Origin of the sequence: Sanguibacteroides sp. AM78-02pH3A (assembly GCF_027666085.1) — a bacterium.
In the GTDB taxonomy this organism is placed as follows: Bacteria; Bacteroidota; Bacteroidia; order Bacteroidales; family Marinifilaceae; genus Gabonibacter; species Gabonibacter massiliensis.
In genome coordinates this window covers 1-17645 of record NZ_JAQEHX010000013.1, presented here as the reverse complement: position 1 = coordinate 17645, position 17645 = coordinate 1, and the positions used below count along the sequence as shown (strand labels likewise).

10 protein-coding genes, 1 tRNA gene and 1 rRNA gene are annotated in these 17645 nt (G+C 42.1%); 2 read left to right on the top strand and 10 right to left on the bottom strand.

Features of this window, described 5'->3' with window-relative positions; all coding sequences use genetic code 11:
* Positions 1 to 165: 165 nt before the first annotated feature.
* The 7 genes from PGR74_RS13210 to PGR74_RS13180 all read right to left on the bottom strand — a co-directional run bounded on the left by PGR74_RS13210 (position 166) and on the right by PGR74_RS13180 (position 10748).
* Positions 166 to 1521, bottom strand: coding sequence for a porin (locus tag PGR74_RS13210; protein WP_110688781.1), 1356 nt, complete (start codon positions 1519 to 1521; stop codon positions 166 to 168).
* A 22-nt stretch (positions 1522 to 1543) separates the two neighbouring features.
* Complete coding sequence (locus PGR74_RS13205; RefSeq protein ID WP_041502652.1) at positions 1544 to 3034, bottom strand: glycerophosphodiester phosphodiesterase family protein; 1491 nt, start codon at positions 3032 to 3034, stop codon at positions 1544 to 1546.
* Positions 3035 to 3054: 20 nt separating this feature from the next.
* A complete protein-coding gene (gene glpT / locus PGR74_RS13200; protein WP_041502651.1) occupies positions 3055 to 4395 on the bottom strand; it encodes a glycerol-3-phosphate transporter in 1341 nt (446 codons plus the stop codon).
* 465 nt (positions 4396 to 4860) lie between these two features.
* Complete coding sequence (gene glpC, locus PGR74_RS13195) at positions 4861 to 6078, bottom strand: anaerobic glycerol-3-phosphate dehydrogenase subunit GlpC (protein ID WP_041502649.1); 1218 nt, start codon at positions 6076 to 6078, stop codon at positions 4861 to 4863.
* A 10-nt stretch (positions 6079 to 6088) separates the two neighbouring features.
* Entirely contained in the window at positions 6089 to 7345 is a 1257-nt protein-coding gene (gene glpB / locus PGR74_RS13190; RefSeq protein ID WP_041502648.1) for a glycerol-3-phosphate dehydrogenase subunit GlpB, read from the bottom strand.
* 1 nt (position 7346) lies between these two features.
* Entirely contained in the window at positions 7347 to 8975 is a 1629-nt protein-coding gene (gene glpA / locus PGR74_RS13185; RefSeq protein ID WP_041505030.1) for an anaerobic glycerol-3-phosphate dehydrogenase subunit A, read from the bottom strand.
* A 207-nt stretch (positions 8976 to 9182) separates the two neighbouring features.
* On the bottom strand, positions 9183 to 10748 hold the full coding sequence (locus PGR74_RS13180) for a glycerol-3-phosphate dehydrogenase/oxidase (RefSeq protein ID WP_041502710.1): 1566 nt from the start codon (positions 10746 to 10748) through the stop codon (positions 9183 to 9185).
* Between the two features lie 210 nt (positions 10749 to 10958).
* On the opposite strand from PGR74_RS13180, the gene PGR74_RS13175 reads away from it, so the two are divergent.
* A complete protein-coding gene (locus tag PGR74_RS13175; RefSeq protein WP_270517309.1) occupies positions 10959 to 11750 on the top strand; it encodes a DeoR/GlpR family DNA-binding transcription regulator in 792 nt (263 codons plus the stop codon).
* Positions 11751 to 11868: 118 nt separating this feature from the next.
* Complete coding sequence (locus PGR74_RS13170) at positions 11869 to 15090, top strand: S41 family peptidase (RefSeq protein ID WP_270517308.1); 3222 nt, start codon at positions 11869 to 11871, stop codon at positions 15088 to 15090.
* A 217-nt stretch (positions 15091 to 15307) separates the two neighbouring features.
* Here the strand turns inward: PGR74_RS13170 and PGR74_RS13165 are convergent, their stop codons facing one another.
* From PGR74_RS13165 to rrf, 3 genes are all read right to left on the bottom strand, one after another.
* Complete coding sequence (locus PGR74_RS13165) at positions 15308 to 16873, bottom strand: ATP-binding protein (RefSeq protein ID WP_270517307.1); 1566 nt, start codon at positions 16871 to 16873, stop codon at positions 15308 to 15310.
* 422 nt (positions 16874 to 17295) lie between these two features.
* A tRNA-Met gene (locus PGR74_RS13160) sits at positions 17296 to 17369 on the bottom strand.
* A 39-nt stretch (positions 17370 to 17408) separates the two neighbouring features.
* Positions 17409 to 17519 (bottom strand): 5S ribosomal RNA (gene rrf / locus PGR74_RS13155).
* Between the last annotated feature and the right edge of the window lie 126 nt (positions 17520 to 17645).

Below are 17645 nucleotides of genomic sequence, written 5' to 3'. Positions count from 1 at the left end.
TGGTACAGTTTATCATCAACATTTCAATGTCAAAAATAAAAAAAACAATTGTTAATAAAAACACCCACGCAAAAAAAGATATAGAAAATATATAAAATTAACTCGCTTTATTCCTAAAAAAAAGGGATGACATATGCCATCCCTTTCTTACAAACCTACCTATCATTAGAAAGAAACCATTAAGCGCAATTGCAGCTGATGGAAATTTTTATCATTGGGGAAATAAACATTATCCAGATTAGCGTATTGGTACTCACCCATCACTTTGACATATTGATTAAACGAGTAGTTCAATCCCAAAGTAACGGCATGCATTCTTCCTCCGCCGATACTGGTTGAAACCACCGGGTAATCTTTTATCTCTCCATTCGGATAGAACTTATGATTGCCTATTAAGAACACATCACCCTTATTGATATCATTCAAATTCGTGTAACTATAACGAGCGACCACTTCAAGTCCGACTTTATCGTTCATTCCTCCCAACAAAGCGTATTCGTCATCATAGGTATAAGCCTTACCGCACAACAAATAGCCTAACTCGACATACGCGGCATCGAACTTGGAAGCACGAATCGGGTTTCCATTCTGCCAGGACACCAGAGTTTGCCAACTTTGCTGACCTCCCAATTGATTTTCGAACAAAGTCAAATCATCCCGGTCTTTCCAGATTTTTTTGAAAATATATTCTCCGCGGAAGAAGAAACGATCCGTTCTGAACAATAATTCAGGATTTACATTCAACGTATTTTTTGCCCAAGCCACGTCTGCATTCAAGAAACGGGTAGTTGCATCCACATAAGTTTGCATATTGGCCTCGATTTCCAGGTTGGTCTTAAACACGTTATCATTAATAACTTCACCGCTGTTGATCCGTCCGTAACGCATGCCGATACCGAACTGCAACGTCATATAGTCATTATTGATCGGTTTGTATAACCAACGACCGCTTAAACTAAATCCTTGGAATCCTGCAATCTGATCGTTGTATTTGTTTTCGGCAAAAAAGCCCTGATCCGCAAAAAAATTCCGGTCAAAATACTTGTAGGTAACACCCAAGGCACGTCCGGGAGACAACGCATTCACCCCCGCCGGACGAGAAATAAAGTGATAATTATACAGACTGGTATTCAAACTCATCGTGGACGGTTCATTAAAATAACCGGCTTTCACGCTATGAATGCCATTTACAGACTCTTTGAAATTATACCTTACAAAAATATTTTTCTGCTTGAAGGTTCCCTTGGAGAAATCGAAATCAGCATAAAAATAGAAATTTTTCCAAGTCAGCGAGGTTCGGATGCGGGCATCTGTAATTGCGGCCCCCGATTTCATGGGAGTAAATTCCGTATGATAATAAGCGAAATCGGCAAAAAGACGACCACCGGCTGTAAGTTTAAGTCCGTTTTCCTTATTAATATATTTCAACAAAGGCTCTACATCCTGATCCTGAGCTTTTATCACGTTAGAAGACAGCATGGCAGCTACTAACACAAGAGGGAATAATATATATTTCTTCATTTGTATATGCAATTAAATGTAATTATTTTTCGTAACCCAACTCTTCCAGTAATTGACGTGCATCCGGTACAGTTTGAGGAGCATCTTTACTTCTCCAATTAAAATTAATCATGTATTGAAGAGACATATCCGAGTGGTTAGTGAACAACGCATCCAGATAGGGAGCCTTAAAGACGGCTCCGCCCTCTACTCCATAATTATACTGACCAAAATATTTAGCCATCTGATCATAAGTATCGAAAGTATACGGATGATTCTTCATTTTTGCCCGGTGAATCAAATGATTTTGCCAGGGTTTGTTTAATTCCGGATAGTTATTGGGAGCTCCACCGATACACGGTCCGATGAAATGAGCTTTATACTGTACTCCCAAATTAATGAAAGAGGCATATCCGGTAGGATCGTCGTATGTCAGATCAGTAGCCCCACTTCCCAGCCACAACAAGAAACACATCGGAACTTTTCCTTCAAAAACCTTGCTCACCTGCACCAAACTTTGTAAAGAGAAAGTTTGAAGAACTACCTTACCGTTCGTATTGCCGACATTCACTTTATGATTTTTATAGAAAGGTTCATTTTCGTTTGCCGGCTCGGTAATTATATTCATATGCAATTCCGATAACTCATCATATACCATTTGCTCAAATCCCGCCGGATTCAACCACGGTTCCTTGAATTCGATGTAGATACCCGGAATATTTCCGCTAAGTGCACCTCCGTCAGCCTTTGTATCTACGACATACTCGAAATCATATTTGACAACCTTATCAACCGTAACAAAATTTATGGGATTGGTAATGGTTTTGTTCGTAGCCGTCATTCCGGTTACGACACGCTCTCCTTCCGGTTTCTTCCAAAGCCCAAAAGGATCCGTTTCTCCCGCTTTGTATCTCTTCAAACGATACCCTTTTGAATACATTACCAAATCTTCCAAAGTCGAAATATACTGATGTTGTTCCACGAAGCCGGCGCGCGCCTGCTCTAAACTGCTCTCGTTGAACCATCTTCCAGCATCCAAATGCATCAATTCATAGTAAGTATAAGAAGAAGGATAATTGGGAACAAAATTTTTCGTATCCACAATCATCAAACTATCGATTTGTGCGGCGGTATATCCCAATTTCTCGTAGTACTCTTTTCTCAATTCCGTGGGAAGAGCCTCACCGAAAACATCCGCAATATTAGTAGTACGTTTCAAATCCGTATCATGCAAAGCCAATACCACTCCATCCTTCGACACCTGCAAATCGCATTCCAAATAATCGGCGCCGATCTCTCTCGCCCAACGATAAGCGGCTTCTGTCTCTTCCGGCGTCCAGAACGTAGAACCTCTATGAGCCATCACGGCATATTCCGGAACATAATCCCGAACTTTTTGCATCTCTTCAGACAAAGTCGCCACGTGTACGCGGTCGACATCAACTGTCACATCATTAAATTTTTGATCTTCACACGACATCACGGAGGCTACTAACCCGCATGCCCATGCGACATGAAATAGTCTTTTAATCATAATTTCGATTTTTAGGAATGTTAATGATTATTTTTAACAAGATATTGTTCCTCTTTATATGTAAATCCGATAAACAGGAATGCTAATGCACAAGCCAAGAGCAAGACGATGAAGTTCCAATTCCAGCCGAAATGTTGAACAACATATCCTAAACCTATATTTGCCAACAAGGCTGTTCCGAAGAAGTAACCGAAAAATCCGGTTAATCCGGCCGATGTTCCCGCGGCTTTCTTAGGAGCCAAATCCAACGCGTGCACTCCAATAAGCATTACAGGGCCGTATATCAAGAATCCTATGGCAATCAAACAAATACTGATAGCCATCGGAGTTCTGGCAAATTGCCAGTAAACGAAAATAAACACGGCGACCAATACCATATAAATCATAGTGGTCAAAGCACGACGCCCTTTAAACACCCGGTCACTCAACCAACCGCAAACAATCGTACCGGGAATGGCCGCAAACTCATAAGCAAAATAAGCCCATCCGATACTCTTTATGTCGAAATCCCGCGCCTCTTTCAAATAGGTCGGAGCCCAATCCAATACGCCATAACGTACTAAATAAATAAAAGCATTGGCAATGGCAATAAACCACAATGTTTTGTTATTCAATACATACTTGAAGAAAATCTCCTTCGTTGTCAGCTCCTCTTCCGATTTGGCACTATAATTTTTCGGATAGTCGTTCCGAAACTCCTCGATAGGAGGCAAACCGCAAGACTGAGGAGTATCCCGAATCAACAAGAAACTGATTACGACAATGAAAAGAGCGACAACCGCGGGGAACCAAAAGGTACCGGCTTGCCACGAGCCGAACCAAACCATACCGACAGCAGCCATAGGACCGATCGCGGCCCCACCTACATTATGAGCGCAATTCCATATAGACATTTTAGTTCCTCGCTCGTTTTGAGAAAACCAGTGGGTCATCACCCGTCCACTGGGAGGCCATCCCATACCCTGAAACCAACCGATCAGGAATTGCAATATAAACATCGACACGATGGAAGAAATTCCCAAGCCCGTTCCCAGGATGATTGTCACCAAAGCCGAAAGCAACAATCCTAACGGCAAAAATTTCCGGGCACTACTGCGATCGGAAACACCTCCCATCAAAAACTTGGAAAGACCGTACGCGATAGCGTTGGCCGAGATGGCAACACCCAAAAGTCCTTTGTCGAATCCCATCTCCACAAGATACGGCATTGCAAGCGCAAAATTCTTTCTAACGAGATAATAACCAGCGTATCCGATAAAGATACCAATGAAAACCTGCCAACGTAACCGATTGTACGTCGGGGCTATTTCTTCCTTTGGAAGCAAGGGCTTATGAGGCTCCGGTTTCAGAAAACTCCACATGTGTTTAGATTTTAATTATTTACAATTAATTTATTTCTACCTGTCATTCTACTCCATCCCAAAGAGTAAAAATTCATCTGTTTTTTCCGAATTTCGAATAAATCATCTGATACCGTAAGATTTTTTACATACCGATCCCTGTTCCTTCCCGAATCGGACAGAAGAAATTGTTTTTCAAACACAGCCTCTAATTCAGCGTAAAACGGAAATCCATCCATCCTGTTTCCTCGGTTCATAACTTACGTGTTAATATTAACAATAACAGATAAATCTAATTTCAAAATGAACTCATGCGAAATAGTTTGCTTGCAAATTCGAAACAATTTAATTTCAAATCGCATCAAAAATAGAGAATAACATTTTTAAATCAAAATAAAATTCAACAAAATTTAGATTAAAATTTCGTTTTAACATTTTATGTTTACGAAATAAAACATTCTCTCTTTCAAAAAAATGACAAACGTACTATTCCAAAACATTTGCCAATATTGATATCGGATGTTCACAACGTTTCGTTGTAGACATTTCAATCTGCCATTTACATGTTTCACAATCGGTAACAACATAATCGATATCGCAAGACTCGATTTGCTTAAATAACGAGTTACCAATATCTTGTGAAGTTTTATAATTTTCTTTTTTGAAACCATAAGTTCCCGCTATACCACAACATTGCGAATCCAATACGATTAACTCCATATCGGGAATCAATTTCAATAATTCGATCGAATAATAAGACCAACCCAATTTTTCCATATGGCAAGGCGTGTGGTAAGCTACTCTCCATTTTTTTCCTTTTTTAAAATTCAGCTTGACTTTCCGTTGACTCAACAATCGATATATATAACGCGTGGCCAATTCCACCTTATCCCGAACATCCGCATTCTCTATATTCAATAAATGCGGATATTCATCGCGAATAGTGAATGTACAGGTTGAAGAAGTAGCGATTACCGGCATATTTCTCTCTATCACAGACTCCCGAATGGATTTGATGTTTGCATTCGCCTGTTTTTGAGCTTGTTTGATAAAACCATTGGAGATCAGGGCGACCCCGCAACACTTTTCTTTTCTCAATAACTGCACCCCCACCCCGAAAGCATTCATTACCTTGATCAGATCTTTTCCCAGCTGCGGATTATTATAATTCACGTAACAACCATGAAAATAGCTGACTTGTTCCGGGTAAGCCGCCTGTTTCTCCGCCTGTTTCTTATACCAGCTTTCAAAAGTACCAAAAGCGTATTTAGGGAATGAACGCCTATGATCGATTTTCATTACACCGTCCAAAACCGCCTTGACGGGTTTCATTCCTAATGTCATATTTACAATCGGGGCCAAAGGGGTCGACAAACTGCCTACCAAATCCGTATTGGCTAATATAAAATCACGGAATTTCGGTTTTTTATCGCTATATTTAATACGAGCGGACTGAATGATATCCCCTATCTTCACGTTAGAGGGGCAAGCGACCTCACATCTCTTGCAATTAATACAATATTTCAGCGCTTCATCATAAAAATCAAACTTTTTCAAACGTAACCGTTCCCCATCGGGACCGGCCTGCTTGGGACCCGGGTAAGCCGGATTTACAGCAGCAACAGGACAATATACCGTACAAATCGTACATTTGATACATTGTTCGAAATTATTATCGCTAATATTATGTTGTTGAAGATTCATCTCGTCCGTTTTATTTACTTAAAATTCGCTCTGCTACATACAACGCACTTAAAATAGAAACCCCGGCACCACACCCCTCCTTCATCGCGTTGTAACCTTCCAATACCGCTCCCGCTACATATAGATTATCCAAAGGCTCACCTCGATACATCCCCCGGAAATCGGTATTCGTTTTTACGCCAAAAGATTGATAAGGTTGCACCTCGAATACATTATGACGATACCACTGTTCCCGATCTTTCAGGTAAGAGACATCCAAATCGAAAACAGGTTCATATATCCGGTCCGGTTCGGCAATCAGCCCCTGGCTAAAATAGCTTCCCGTGGCCAGCACCACCTGTTGCCCCACGAAAGGGATATCCCCATGGTCAGCGGAGTAAAGGCGTGTGATCCGTCTTCCCTCTCTGTCGGCCTTCAGCACCGTATCTCCCGGCATATAGACTCCTCCCGCCTGTTGAAAACTCCTGCATAATCGCTGTTGTGCCCGAATTCCGGGCACAGAGGGCGGAAGCGTGGATACCAAACGAACAGGTTTTTTTATTTCATTTTGCACGTAATCCAATACATTATCCCGCCCCAGACCGAGAATTGCCGGCAGAACGACCGCCTCGCAATCGACACTTTTCTCTCTAAGTATACGAATCAATTCATCCAAATTTTCAGGATGATCAAACACGCGGGCAATATTTACGGAACGCATCTCCGTCGGATTTTTCCGCAAATTCTCCAGGGCAGGAAAATGAATAAGATGAACCCTACACTCCGTTCCCATCTTACAAAATTCATCCACAAGAAATTGCGTGTAAAAATCCAAAAATCCCGTAACATTAAAAACAGCTATCTTTTTCCAAGGCAACCGATCTTTTTCAGCAGACATCAATTGCTCTTTTAAGGTCAGCCAAGTAGGTTTCATCGTTCCCATGGGAGTGATCCGGTAATGATTCTTCCGTTCATCTCCGGAAACCGGTACTCCGGCCTCTTCAAGAAATGATTTTGCCTTTGCCGCCAAGGTTGCAAACTTCTCTACTCCCAACTTCGCGTAAGGGTGTTCCGGAGCTTGTAAGATCAACTCTTCGACGGCCTCCAAAGGATGATTCACCCCGGTTCCATCAGGTAACGCATTCAACAGATCGAAAGAACCAGAAGAAAAATGCAGGGCACTTTGGCCCGAAGATATGATAACGCAACGTTGTCCTCTTTTTGACAAATAAATACCGCAAATCAATCCGGACAAACCTCCGCCGATAATAACCGTATCAAATTTCATATTATTCTTCTTGTTTTTGAGACCATGTTAAACCGCATACGCCTTCATAAACCCAAGACGTGTATTCACTCTCGCGCAAAGTATCACCCCAGGCAATCGGGGCCATTCCTTTCCATCTCTCGTTCAGAAAAGAGGAGAGATCTTCTTTCGCCCTTCTCGTGCAGGATTTATGCAGATCGCTCATCAGCCCCGCGGCACGACAAGCACAAAGTTCTCCTTGACAAGTACCCATTCCGACACGCGTCCTCCGCCTCAAATCGACCAGGTTATTCACATCCAGCTCGTTTAAGGCGTATTTCACCTCTCCTACCGATACCTCCTCGCATTCACAGACCAAACTGTTGTCCAAAGAGGTATTTTCAGAAAATTTACCGGCCATATCACCGTGACGGGAAATCGTGGCATTCCGCTGTGTTAAAGGTATAGAAAGAATTTTTTTACTTATCTCTTCCACATTTTCCCGGGAACCGGGCAATTTTTCCGTGGCCGTGGTACAAACAGCCGAAACATTCAATTTTTTACAGACCAGATCACTCGTCCATTCAGCCATCAACCGATAAGTCATTAATTTTCCGCCTGTAATCGTTATAAATCCCTCCAATCCATCCCGAACGGCATGATCCAACAAAACGATACCCCGGCTTACATTCCGCCCGCTGGGATCATTATCCGATGCTACTAAAGGACGGACGCCAGCGTAAGCCCGGAGGATTCGGGTTTGAGCCAGAACAGGCGACAATTTCTCCCCCTCTCTCAGCAACAAATCGACTTCTCCCGAGGTAACATACATATGGTCGATCTCCTCAAAAGGGACCTTACTCGAAGTCGTTCCGATCAGGCAAATGGTATCTCCCGGCACAAGAATATCCGCATCCGCCGGCTTCCGGCATCTGTTCAAAACAATATTATTCACCCGATGTCCGAAAATCAACAAAGCACCCTTCGACGGCAACATATTAATATCGATTCCCGCCAACCGGGCTATATTATGTCCCCAAATTCCTCCCGCGTTAACAACTACCGAAGCATAATACGACTTCACCTCTTTGGTCTTATGATCCAACACCTTTACCCCGACAATGCGGTCCTGTTCCCGCAAAAGCTCCGTCACCTCGTGATAAGTCAACACCTTAGCACCGTGATGCTTCGCATCCATTATATTGGAAGCCGTCAATCGAAACGGATCTACGGCACCATCCGGAACACGAACAGCTCCGATAATATCCGGATTAGCCGCCGGCTCTAACCGCAAAGCTTCTTTCGGATCAATAACATCCGCCCGAATTCCAGCCTGGCGACAAGCCTCTACAAATTTGGCCTGATAAGCGATATCATCCTCCGGCAAACTAAGAAACAGACCATCCGTTTCCTCCACACAATGACTGGCTATTTTGCGTAGAATCATATTTTCCTTAATACACTCTTCCGCCGACTCTTTATCGGTCACGGCGTAACGAGCCCCACTATGCAACAATCCATGATTCCTACCCGTAGCTCCAGTCGAGATGTCGAAACGTTCGACCAACAGTACCCGCAGTCCTCGACGCGAACAATCCCTCGCCGTCCCCGCTCCGGTAGCTCCCCCGCCAATAACAATGACATCAAATGGCTTTGTAGTATCCTGTTTCATATACAGAAATTTTTAGTTTTGTTACAAAGAAACAAACAAAACGAAATAATTCAAAACAAAAACGCAATTATTTTTACTTAATTCGTAACAAAACGAAACAATTAACGAGAATAAAGGTTTCTAATCGTAATACATTGCCACTCCAAAAGCAGATTTATTTGCGGTACAAAATATTTTTCAGGAAGCTCCGGTACATCGGCTTCTTGTTTAATCCAGTATATAATTGGCAGCTGTTTTTTCAAATCGTTCTATCTGCGATTTTTTCCAGATCTCATCATACCCTAACTCTTTCGCGACAATCTCAGCAACCTTCGGGGCAACCTCTATCGCAACCCGAGCATCAAGAAACAACAACCTAACCCTTCTGGCCAAAACATCCTCCACATTCCTGGCCATCTCCTCCCTGACTGCCCATACCACCTCCGCTACCGTATAATCGTATTTAGGACTTAATTTTTCTCTCATTGCCGGATCGCTATCCATCAATTTTTTTATCCCGTCCACATCAGAACCATAAACATATAAATGATCCGAAAGATCCGGATTCAGACGGTAACCATGAATATGATACGTTTTTGTCATGCATTTCCGTTCCTCCAGTAATTGCATTTTTATAGCCTGATCTACGGTATCTTCCGCCATCCGTCTGTAAGTCGTCCATTTTCCCCCCGTAATGGTGATCAGATTATTCGGAGAAACTATAATCTTATGACTTCGCGAAATCTCCTTCGTACTCTTCCCCTCCTTTTTGGGAGCAGCTAAAGGACGTAAACCTGCGAAAGCGGACAACACATCCTTACGGGTAGGTTTGCGCGTCATATACTTCCCCGCGGTATTCAATATGAATTCAATCTCTTTTTCCAAGGGTTTAGGTTCAAATTCCGGTTTTTCCCGCAAGGTATCCGTTGTCCCGACAACAACTTTATCGTGCCACGGTACAGCAAAAAGTACCCGGCCATCATCCGTTTTCGGTATCATAATCGCGTAATCACTTTGCAGGAACGATTTATCCAAAACCAAATGAACTCCTTGGCTGGGACGTACCATATGCTCCCCCGTGGGAGTATCCATCTGCATAATATCATCCACAAATACACCTGCCGCATTTATAACGACTTTCGCTTGAACTTCATATGATTTTTCGGTTTCCATATCTACCACTTCCACCCCTTTTACTTTCCCTTCCGTACCATGAATCAACCCCGTAACTTTCATATGATTTATAGGACATCCCCCGTTATCTATACAAGACTGTACTAAATTGACAGCCAGACGGGAGTCATCAAACTGACCGTCATGATAGATGACACCCCCTTTCAACCCCTTTTCACGAAGCACGGGAATGTGCTTCAAAGATTTCGATTTAGATACATATAAAGAACGTCCTAATCCCAAACGTCCCGCCAAAAGATCGTATAAAGTCAAACCGACCGTATACAAAATATTATCCCAATACCTGTAATTGGGGATTAAAAAAGATTGATTCTTCACCAAATGCGGAGCATTCTTCTTCAATAGTCCACGTTCATAAAGAGCTTCCAGTACGAGCCCCACATCACCTTGAGCCAAATACCGTACACCGCCATGAACCAACTTCGTACTCCTACTGGAAGTACATTTTGCAAAATCATCATATTCAAATAAAGCAACACTAAATCCTCTAAGAACTGCATCAACAGCAACCCCAAGTCCTGTAGCCCCACCCCCTATGACTACTACATCCCAAGTCTTAGATGTATCTGTAATTTTTCCGATTAAATCATTACGTTTCATCTGTTTATAATTTATATCCATACCATGCGATGCTCGTCGATTAACTCCGGACATCTAGGTTAACATACGAAATAATATAATAAAAGTTCTCTTTTTTTAAAGGAGCTTCATCCGGCCTTCAAAATAAATTATTAACTTCGTCCAACTTAATTTATAAGTCTCAGGTGTATATATCATTACAATAAACGACATTTATAACTACAAAATAGGATGAAAACATTATCCGTAAAGGAAAGGCATAATTATATTCTGGAAGCTTTACGTCAACAAGGCTCTATATCCGTTGTAGACCTGGCGAACCAACTAAAGGTCTCCTCCGTTACCATCCGAAAAGACTTAACCCTGTTAGAGGAAAAAAAGATGTTGTATCGTACCCACGGTAGTGCCATCCTTATCAACCCATACATCAACGACCGGCATGTAAGCGAAAAAGAGAAATTCTACACGGAAGAAAAACGTCTGATAGGAATAAGTGCAGCCCAATTGATCACCCCCGATGATTCCATCTTGATCGCCTCGGGAACCACCATGCATGCCCTTGCCAGACAAATTCAAGCCCAAGGACATCTTACCGTAATTACGGCAGCTATAAACGTAACTAATATACTGGCCCGTAATCCGAACATCGACATTATTCAATTGGGAGGTTTCGTGCGCAACAGCGCCCTCTCTGTTGTAGGAAATTATGCTGAAAATATGCTTGAATATTTTTCATGCAGCAAATTATTCATGGGTGTCGACGGAATTGATTTGGAATACGGGTTGACAACAACCAATATGATGGAAGCCAATTTAAATCGAGTAATGATGAAGGCTTCACAAAAAACAATCGTATTGGCAGATTCTTCCAAATTCGGTCGGCGGGGATTCAGTAAAATCTGCGATCTGGATGCCATTGACCATATCATCACGGATAACAAGATCCCCTCTAAAATTTTAAACGATTTACAAGAAAGGGGAATCGAAGTAACGGTAACCGACATTCATACGCCTAACACGTAAATGTACATATTTAATTCCATTCGAGCGGAACGCCATATATTTAAATATGTTGCGAAAAGAGATTATATACCATAATTTTATTATTTTTATACCAAACAAATCATTTAAACGATCAAACATGAAACTATTTTCATTTTTCATTTCCATTATTTTCCTGTTGAGTATTCCAAAGGCATTTGCTCAACACGAGGCACTGTGGATGCGTTATCCCGCCATTTCCCCGGACGGAACGACCATCGTTTTCTGTTACAAGGGAGACCTATTCACGGTAGACAGCAAGGGAGGAAAAGCTACGCAACTCACGACAAACCCGGCTTACGACACCCAACCGATATGGTCCCCGGACGGTAAAAGCATCGCATTTGCTTCGGATCGAGCAGGCGGCCTTGATGTTTATATCATGCCCGCGACAGGAGGTTCTCCTACCAGACTTACATTTCATTCCAATTCCGAGATTCCGGTATGTTTTACTCCAGACGGAAAAAGTATTATTTACAGAGCAACGATCTTACCCGATGTCCATTACACCCAGTTTCCCAACAGCGCACAAATGTATCGCATTCCCGTAGAAGGCGGAAGACCGGAACAATTTCTGACTTTTGAGGCTTACGATATTCATTTTAATAAAAAAGGAGACCGGATCGTTTATCATGACCGAAAAGGCTACGAAGATAATTGGCGGAAACACCATACCTCTTCTGTCACCCGCGATATCTGGTTACACGATCTGAAAACGGGCAAATTCACTAATATCACGAACAAAGAGGTTGAAGACCGGAATCCTATTTTCACGAAAGATGAAAAAAGCATCTATTTCCTAAGTGAACGCTTCGGGGATTTCAATGTATGCAAATTATCGCTCGAAGATCCTTCACAAGTAAAACAATTGACCAAACACCGTAAACATCCGGTACGTTTTCTCTCCATGTCAGATAACGGGACCCTATGTTATTTTTACAACGGAGAAATTTATACCTGTAAAGAAGGCGAACAACCTCAAAAACTGACCATCCAAATCACAACCGATGAGATAGAACCGAGCTCAATCTTACAAAATTTAACTTACGGGGCAACAGAAATGGCATTATCGCCCAACGCAAAAGAGATTGCTTTCGTCCTCAGGGGAGATATTTTTGTCAGTTCTGTCGAATACGGCACAACGAGACGAATCACTAATACCCCGACACAAGAACGCTCCGTAAGTTTTTCTCCGGACGGACGATCTTTAGTATACGCTGGAGAACGAAACGGAGGCTGGAACATCTATGTTTCCTCCCTGACGGATAGTACGGATCGCTCGTTCACATATGCAAAAGAGATCAAAGAATCTCAAATCACAAACAGTAAAAATGCCTGTTTCCAACCGGCTTTTTCTCCGGATGGAAAAGAGATCGCTTATTTGGAAAACAGAACCGAAATCAAAGTGATCCAGCTTAAAAACAAAAAAACAAGAACCGTATTAGACGGGAGATACAATTACTCTTACGCGGATGGAGATCAATGGTATCAATGGTCCCCGGACGGGAAATGGATATTGGCGCAATATTTTGAAAAAGGAGGCTGGCAATATACAGACATCGCTCTTATCAAAGCCGACGGTAGCGGAGAAATACATAACCTGACCAATAGCGGATACAATGATAGTAATCCTAAATGGATGATGAACGGCAAAGTGATCATCTGGTCTACCGACCGACAAGGATACCGTAGTCACGGAAGCTGGGGTTCCCAATACGATGTTTATGCCCTGTTCCTGGACTCGGAAGCCTGGGATGAATTCAAAAGAAACAAGGAAGAATCGGCCTTAGCCAAAGAGATGACAAAGAACGCTAAAAAACAGAAAGAAGAGAAGACGACGGGGAAAAAAGATAAACTTCCCGAACTGAAGATCGACTTTAACAATCTGGAAGATCGTATAGCTCGTCTCACGATCAATTCTTCCAATTTAGGAGACGCTATTTTAACAAATGACGCGAACAAACTCTTCTACATGAGTCGTTTCGAAGGAGGCTACGACCTATGGGTCAGAGATCTCAAAGAGGGAAGCACCCGTATCCTATCCAAGTTAAACAGCCGTTATGCCAGCCTGGAAATGGATAAAGAAGGTAAAAACATCTACATGTTGTCGGGCGGACGCCTCAGCAAAATCGACGTCAATTCCGGAAAAGTAACCCCTTTGCCATTCAATGCCGAATTAGAACTCCAAAAAGCAGCCGAACGCCAATACATCTATGAACATGCCTGGAGACAAGTAAAAGATAAATTCTATGATCCGGATCTTCATCAATTGGATTGGAATTTTTATAAAAAAGCCTACGAGCGTTTCTTGCCGCATATCAATAACAATTACGATTTCGCTGACCTGCTTAGTGAATTATTAGGCGAACTAAATGCCTCCCACACAGGTGCAAGATATTTCGGAACATACAGCAAAACTCAAACAGCCTCCCTGGGAGCCTTTTATGACTCCAAATACAAAGGTAACGGTTTAAAAATTGAAGAGATTATCGAGAAAGGCCCGCTTGTTTCCGCCGACACCAAAATCAAAGCAGGAACAATCATCGAAAAGATCAACCAGCAAGAAATCAAAGCAGGAGAAGATTATTTCCAACTATTACAAAATTTAGCGGGGAAAAGAGTCCTTCTTTCCCTTTATGATCCGACGACCAAGGCACGTTGGGAAGAATACGTGAAACCCATTTCATCAAGACAAGAAAACGCCCTGTTATACAAACGTTGGGTAAAACAACGTAAAGTTTTGGTAGATAAATTATCGCAAGGCAGAATCGGTTATATACATGTCAAAGCTATGAACAGTCAAAGCTTCCGGGAAGTTTTTTCCGAACTATTGGGACGTTACCGTAACCGGGAAGCCATTATTATCGACACCCGTTCGAACGGAGGAGGCTGGCTTCATGAAGACCTTCTAACGCTATTAAGCGGTAACATATACGCCCAATTCGTCCCCAGAGGGCAATACATCGGCCGGGATCCTCTATTCCAATGGGCCAAACCTTCCGCGGTAATCATGAGCGAAGACAATTACAGTAATGCACACGGTTTCCCGTGGGCCTACAAAGAGATGAAGCTCGGTAAATTAGTCGGTATGCCGGTTCCCGGAACCATGACTGCCGTATGGTGGGAACTTCAACAGGACCCGACCCTTGTATTCGGTATCCCTCAAGTGGGTATGAAAGATAACCAAGGGCGCTATTTGGAAAATCTTCAATTGGAACCGGATATAAAAGTCAATAACGATCCGGCGAATGCCATAAAGGGAAGAGACCTTCAGGTCGAGGCTACCGTTAAAGCCTTACTGGAAGATCTCGATAATAAATAAAATAAGAGAGCAACTCACCTTATATTGAGTTGCTCTCTCTAACTACTCTTATCCGCTAACTTCCCGCCTGCTCCCATCGACAACTTATTCATCGTTTCGTATCTACTTCAGGCCGATCGTGGAAAACAAGATATGCCACCTTCTATTTGGGAAACATAGAATACGATTATACTTTTCCCTGTATACCCACTCATTCTTACGATACTCACGATACAAATCATACGAGACTTAAAAATTCCCGCACTTTCTCTTTCAACACGCCAACCCGGATCGGTTTCGTGATATAATCATTAAAACCGCTATGATAAACCCGTTGTTCATCTTCAGCAAAAGCAAAAGCCGTCACGGCAACAATAACGACACGATCAGATAATTTACGTATCTCCCCCGCAGCCTCATAACCTCCCATCTCCGGCATTTTCAAATCCATCAATACCAAAGACGGAAGATATTCCTTATACAATTGAACAGCTTCTCTTCCATTCAACGCGTGAAGAAGGTTGTAATCCTTCTGTAATACGGTTTCATATAATTTATAATTATCCGAATTATCCTCTGCAATGAGAATGGCTGGTCTCTGGTCACGCGGGACATTTGCTAAACAACCACCAGTCTTCTCCGGAGGCTTGATGGAATTTATCGGCTCTACCGGGACATACGGAATGGTAAACCAAAACAGAGATCCTTCGCCTTCCGCAGACTCCACTCCAATATCTCCACCCAAACGTTTCACTATGGTTTCACTGATTGCCAAACCCAAGCCCGTACCTTGCGCAAAATTATTCAATTTCACAAAACGCCCGAACACCAGTTCCAATTTGTCCGTCGGAATACCGCAACCGGTATCTGCTACATAAAAATACAGATAACCGTCTTCCTGTAAACGATACCCTAACCGAATCTCTCCTTGCTCCGTAAATTTAATCGCATTCGTAACAAAATTATTAATGACTTGTAGTAACCGATTCTTTTCCGTTCGAACGATACACGACGGCATCCGCTCGGTAAAAGCAACGGAAACCCTATCGGCATTTACTCTTAATCTTGTCATCTGCTCTATCTCTTCAAGCAACTGATCTATATCTACATCAGAATAAATAAACTCCAACGTGCCGGCCTCAATTTTCGACAAATCCAGTATATCTCCGATTAGTTGTAATAATAAAGCGTTATTGTGTTCAATAATACTTAAGTACTCTTGCTTTTCCTCCTCGCTATCTGTTTGAGCCAACACATTCGAAAAACCGACAATTGCATTCAAAGGAGTTCGAATCTCGTGACTCATGTTCGCCAGAAAGGCCGATTTCAAGCGATTACTCTCCTCTGCTTGCTCCTTGGCTAATAATAAATTCTGTTCCAGCCTCTTCCGTCCAGTAATAACGACACTCGAACCAATGATCGTCTTGGGTTTCCCCGACAAATCGTATTCATAAACCGCTCCCTGCTTTTCTATCCACTCGTATTCTCTATCGTTATACCAATGTACTTGGTAAACTTCACGAAAACTTTTCCGTTTCCCATTCAACAAATCGGTAAAAACGGACATCATATGTTCTCTGAACTCCGGATGAATGGAATTGATATATTTTTCTACCGAACAATAATATTTTCCGTTAATAGGTTTCGGTTGACTTTCATGATGATAAATAAAATAATCGCAAGAAAATATCTGAGTAGGGACATCGCAATCCCAAGGCAAAACATGGGAAAGACTCAACACGGAAGATAGGATAGAATTGGTTATTTCCAGTTTCTCTTTTGCTTCCATTAACGAAACTTCCATTTTCTTATGCTGATCGACAGAAGCTATTGTGCCTATTGATTGAACAGGTATTCTTGACTTTTTATTACAAAAAGAAATTATTTTCGAAACTATGCCCATAATCTTGTATATTAGTCATCCATACAGCACAAAAGCTTTCAAACAGACCCAAATCGCATCTATTTAGCCGTCGTTTGACACTATATCGAAATAATCCTCAAATGTATTTATAATAAAAGAAAAACATCCATTATTTATCATATAATTTTCAATAGTTTACTTATATGCCCATTTTTCTTAAACCGGCGCACTTTGGGGAATAACAACTTTAGAGGAATAGATGTGCTATCCATTGTAAACCAAGAGGATAAATTAAAAGACTCTGAGATTAGAATTTAGCATAAAAAAAGAGCCACGATCTCTCGTGGCTCTTATCTAAATCGTAGCGAGATCCGGGATTGAACCGGAGACCTCATGATTATGAATCATGCGCTCTAACCAGCTGAGCTACCTCGCCAGAGAAAAATCGCCCTAATAAATTAGAACGATTTTTTAAATTCGGCATCGACCTACTCTCCCACCTCGCGGCAGTACCATCGGCGCTAACGGGCTTAACTTCTCTGTTCGGCATGGGAAGAGGTGGATCACCGTCGCTGTAGATACCTTTTAATACTTTTAAATACCTTTAAAAAAATTCAACGTCTATAGCGTCAAACCTAAAGCTAGTTGAATGGAGAGGGACATCGAACATAGAAATGAAACAACCGACAGAGTTTATCGGGTTATTAGTACC

Coding starts and splice junctions, on each gene's coding strand:
- PGR74_RS13210 (WP_110688781.1), bottom strand. CDS start 1,521: ATGAAGAAATATATATTATTCCCTCTTGTGTTAGTAGCTGCCATGCTG.
- glpT (WP_041502651.1), bottom strand. CDS start 4,395: ATGTGGAGTTTTCTGAAACCGGAGCCTCATAAGCCCTTGCTTCCAAAG.
- PGR74_RS13180 (WP_041502710.1), bottom strand. CDS start 10,748: ATGAAACGTAATGATTTAATCGGAAAAATTACAGATACATCTAAGACT.
- glpA (WP_041505030.1), bottom strand. CDS start 8,975: ATGAAACAGGATACTACAAAGCCATTTGATGTCATTGTTATTGGCGGG.
- PGR74_RS13205 (WP_041502652.1), bottom strand. CDS start 3,034: ATGATTAAAAGACTATTTCATGTCGCATGGGCATGCGGGTTAGTAGCC.
- PGR74_RS13165 (WP_270517307.1), bottom strand. CDS start 16,873: ATGGAAGTTTCGTTAATGGAAGCAAAAGAGAAACTGGAAATAACCAAT.
- glpB (WP_041502648.1), bottom strand. CDS start 7,345: ATGAAATTTGATACGGTTATTATCGGCGGAGGTTTGTCCGGATTGATT.
- PGR74_RS13170 (WP_270517308.1), top strand. CDS start 11,869: ATGAAACTATTTTCATTTTTCATTTCCATTATTTTCCTGTTGAGTATT.
- glpC (WP_041502649.1), bottom strand. CDS start 6,078: ATGAATCTTCAACAACATAATATTAGCGATAATAATTTCGAACAATGT.
- PGR74_RS13175 (WP_270517309.1), top strand. CDS start 10,959: ATGAAAACATTATCCGTAAAGGAAAGGCATAATTATATTCTGGAAGCT.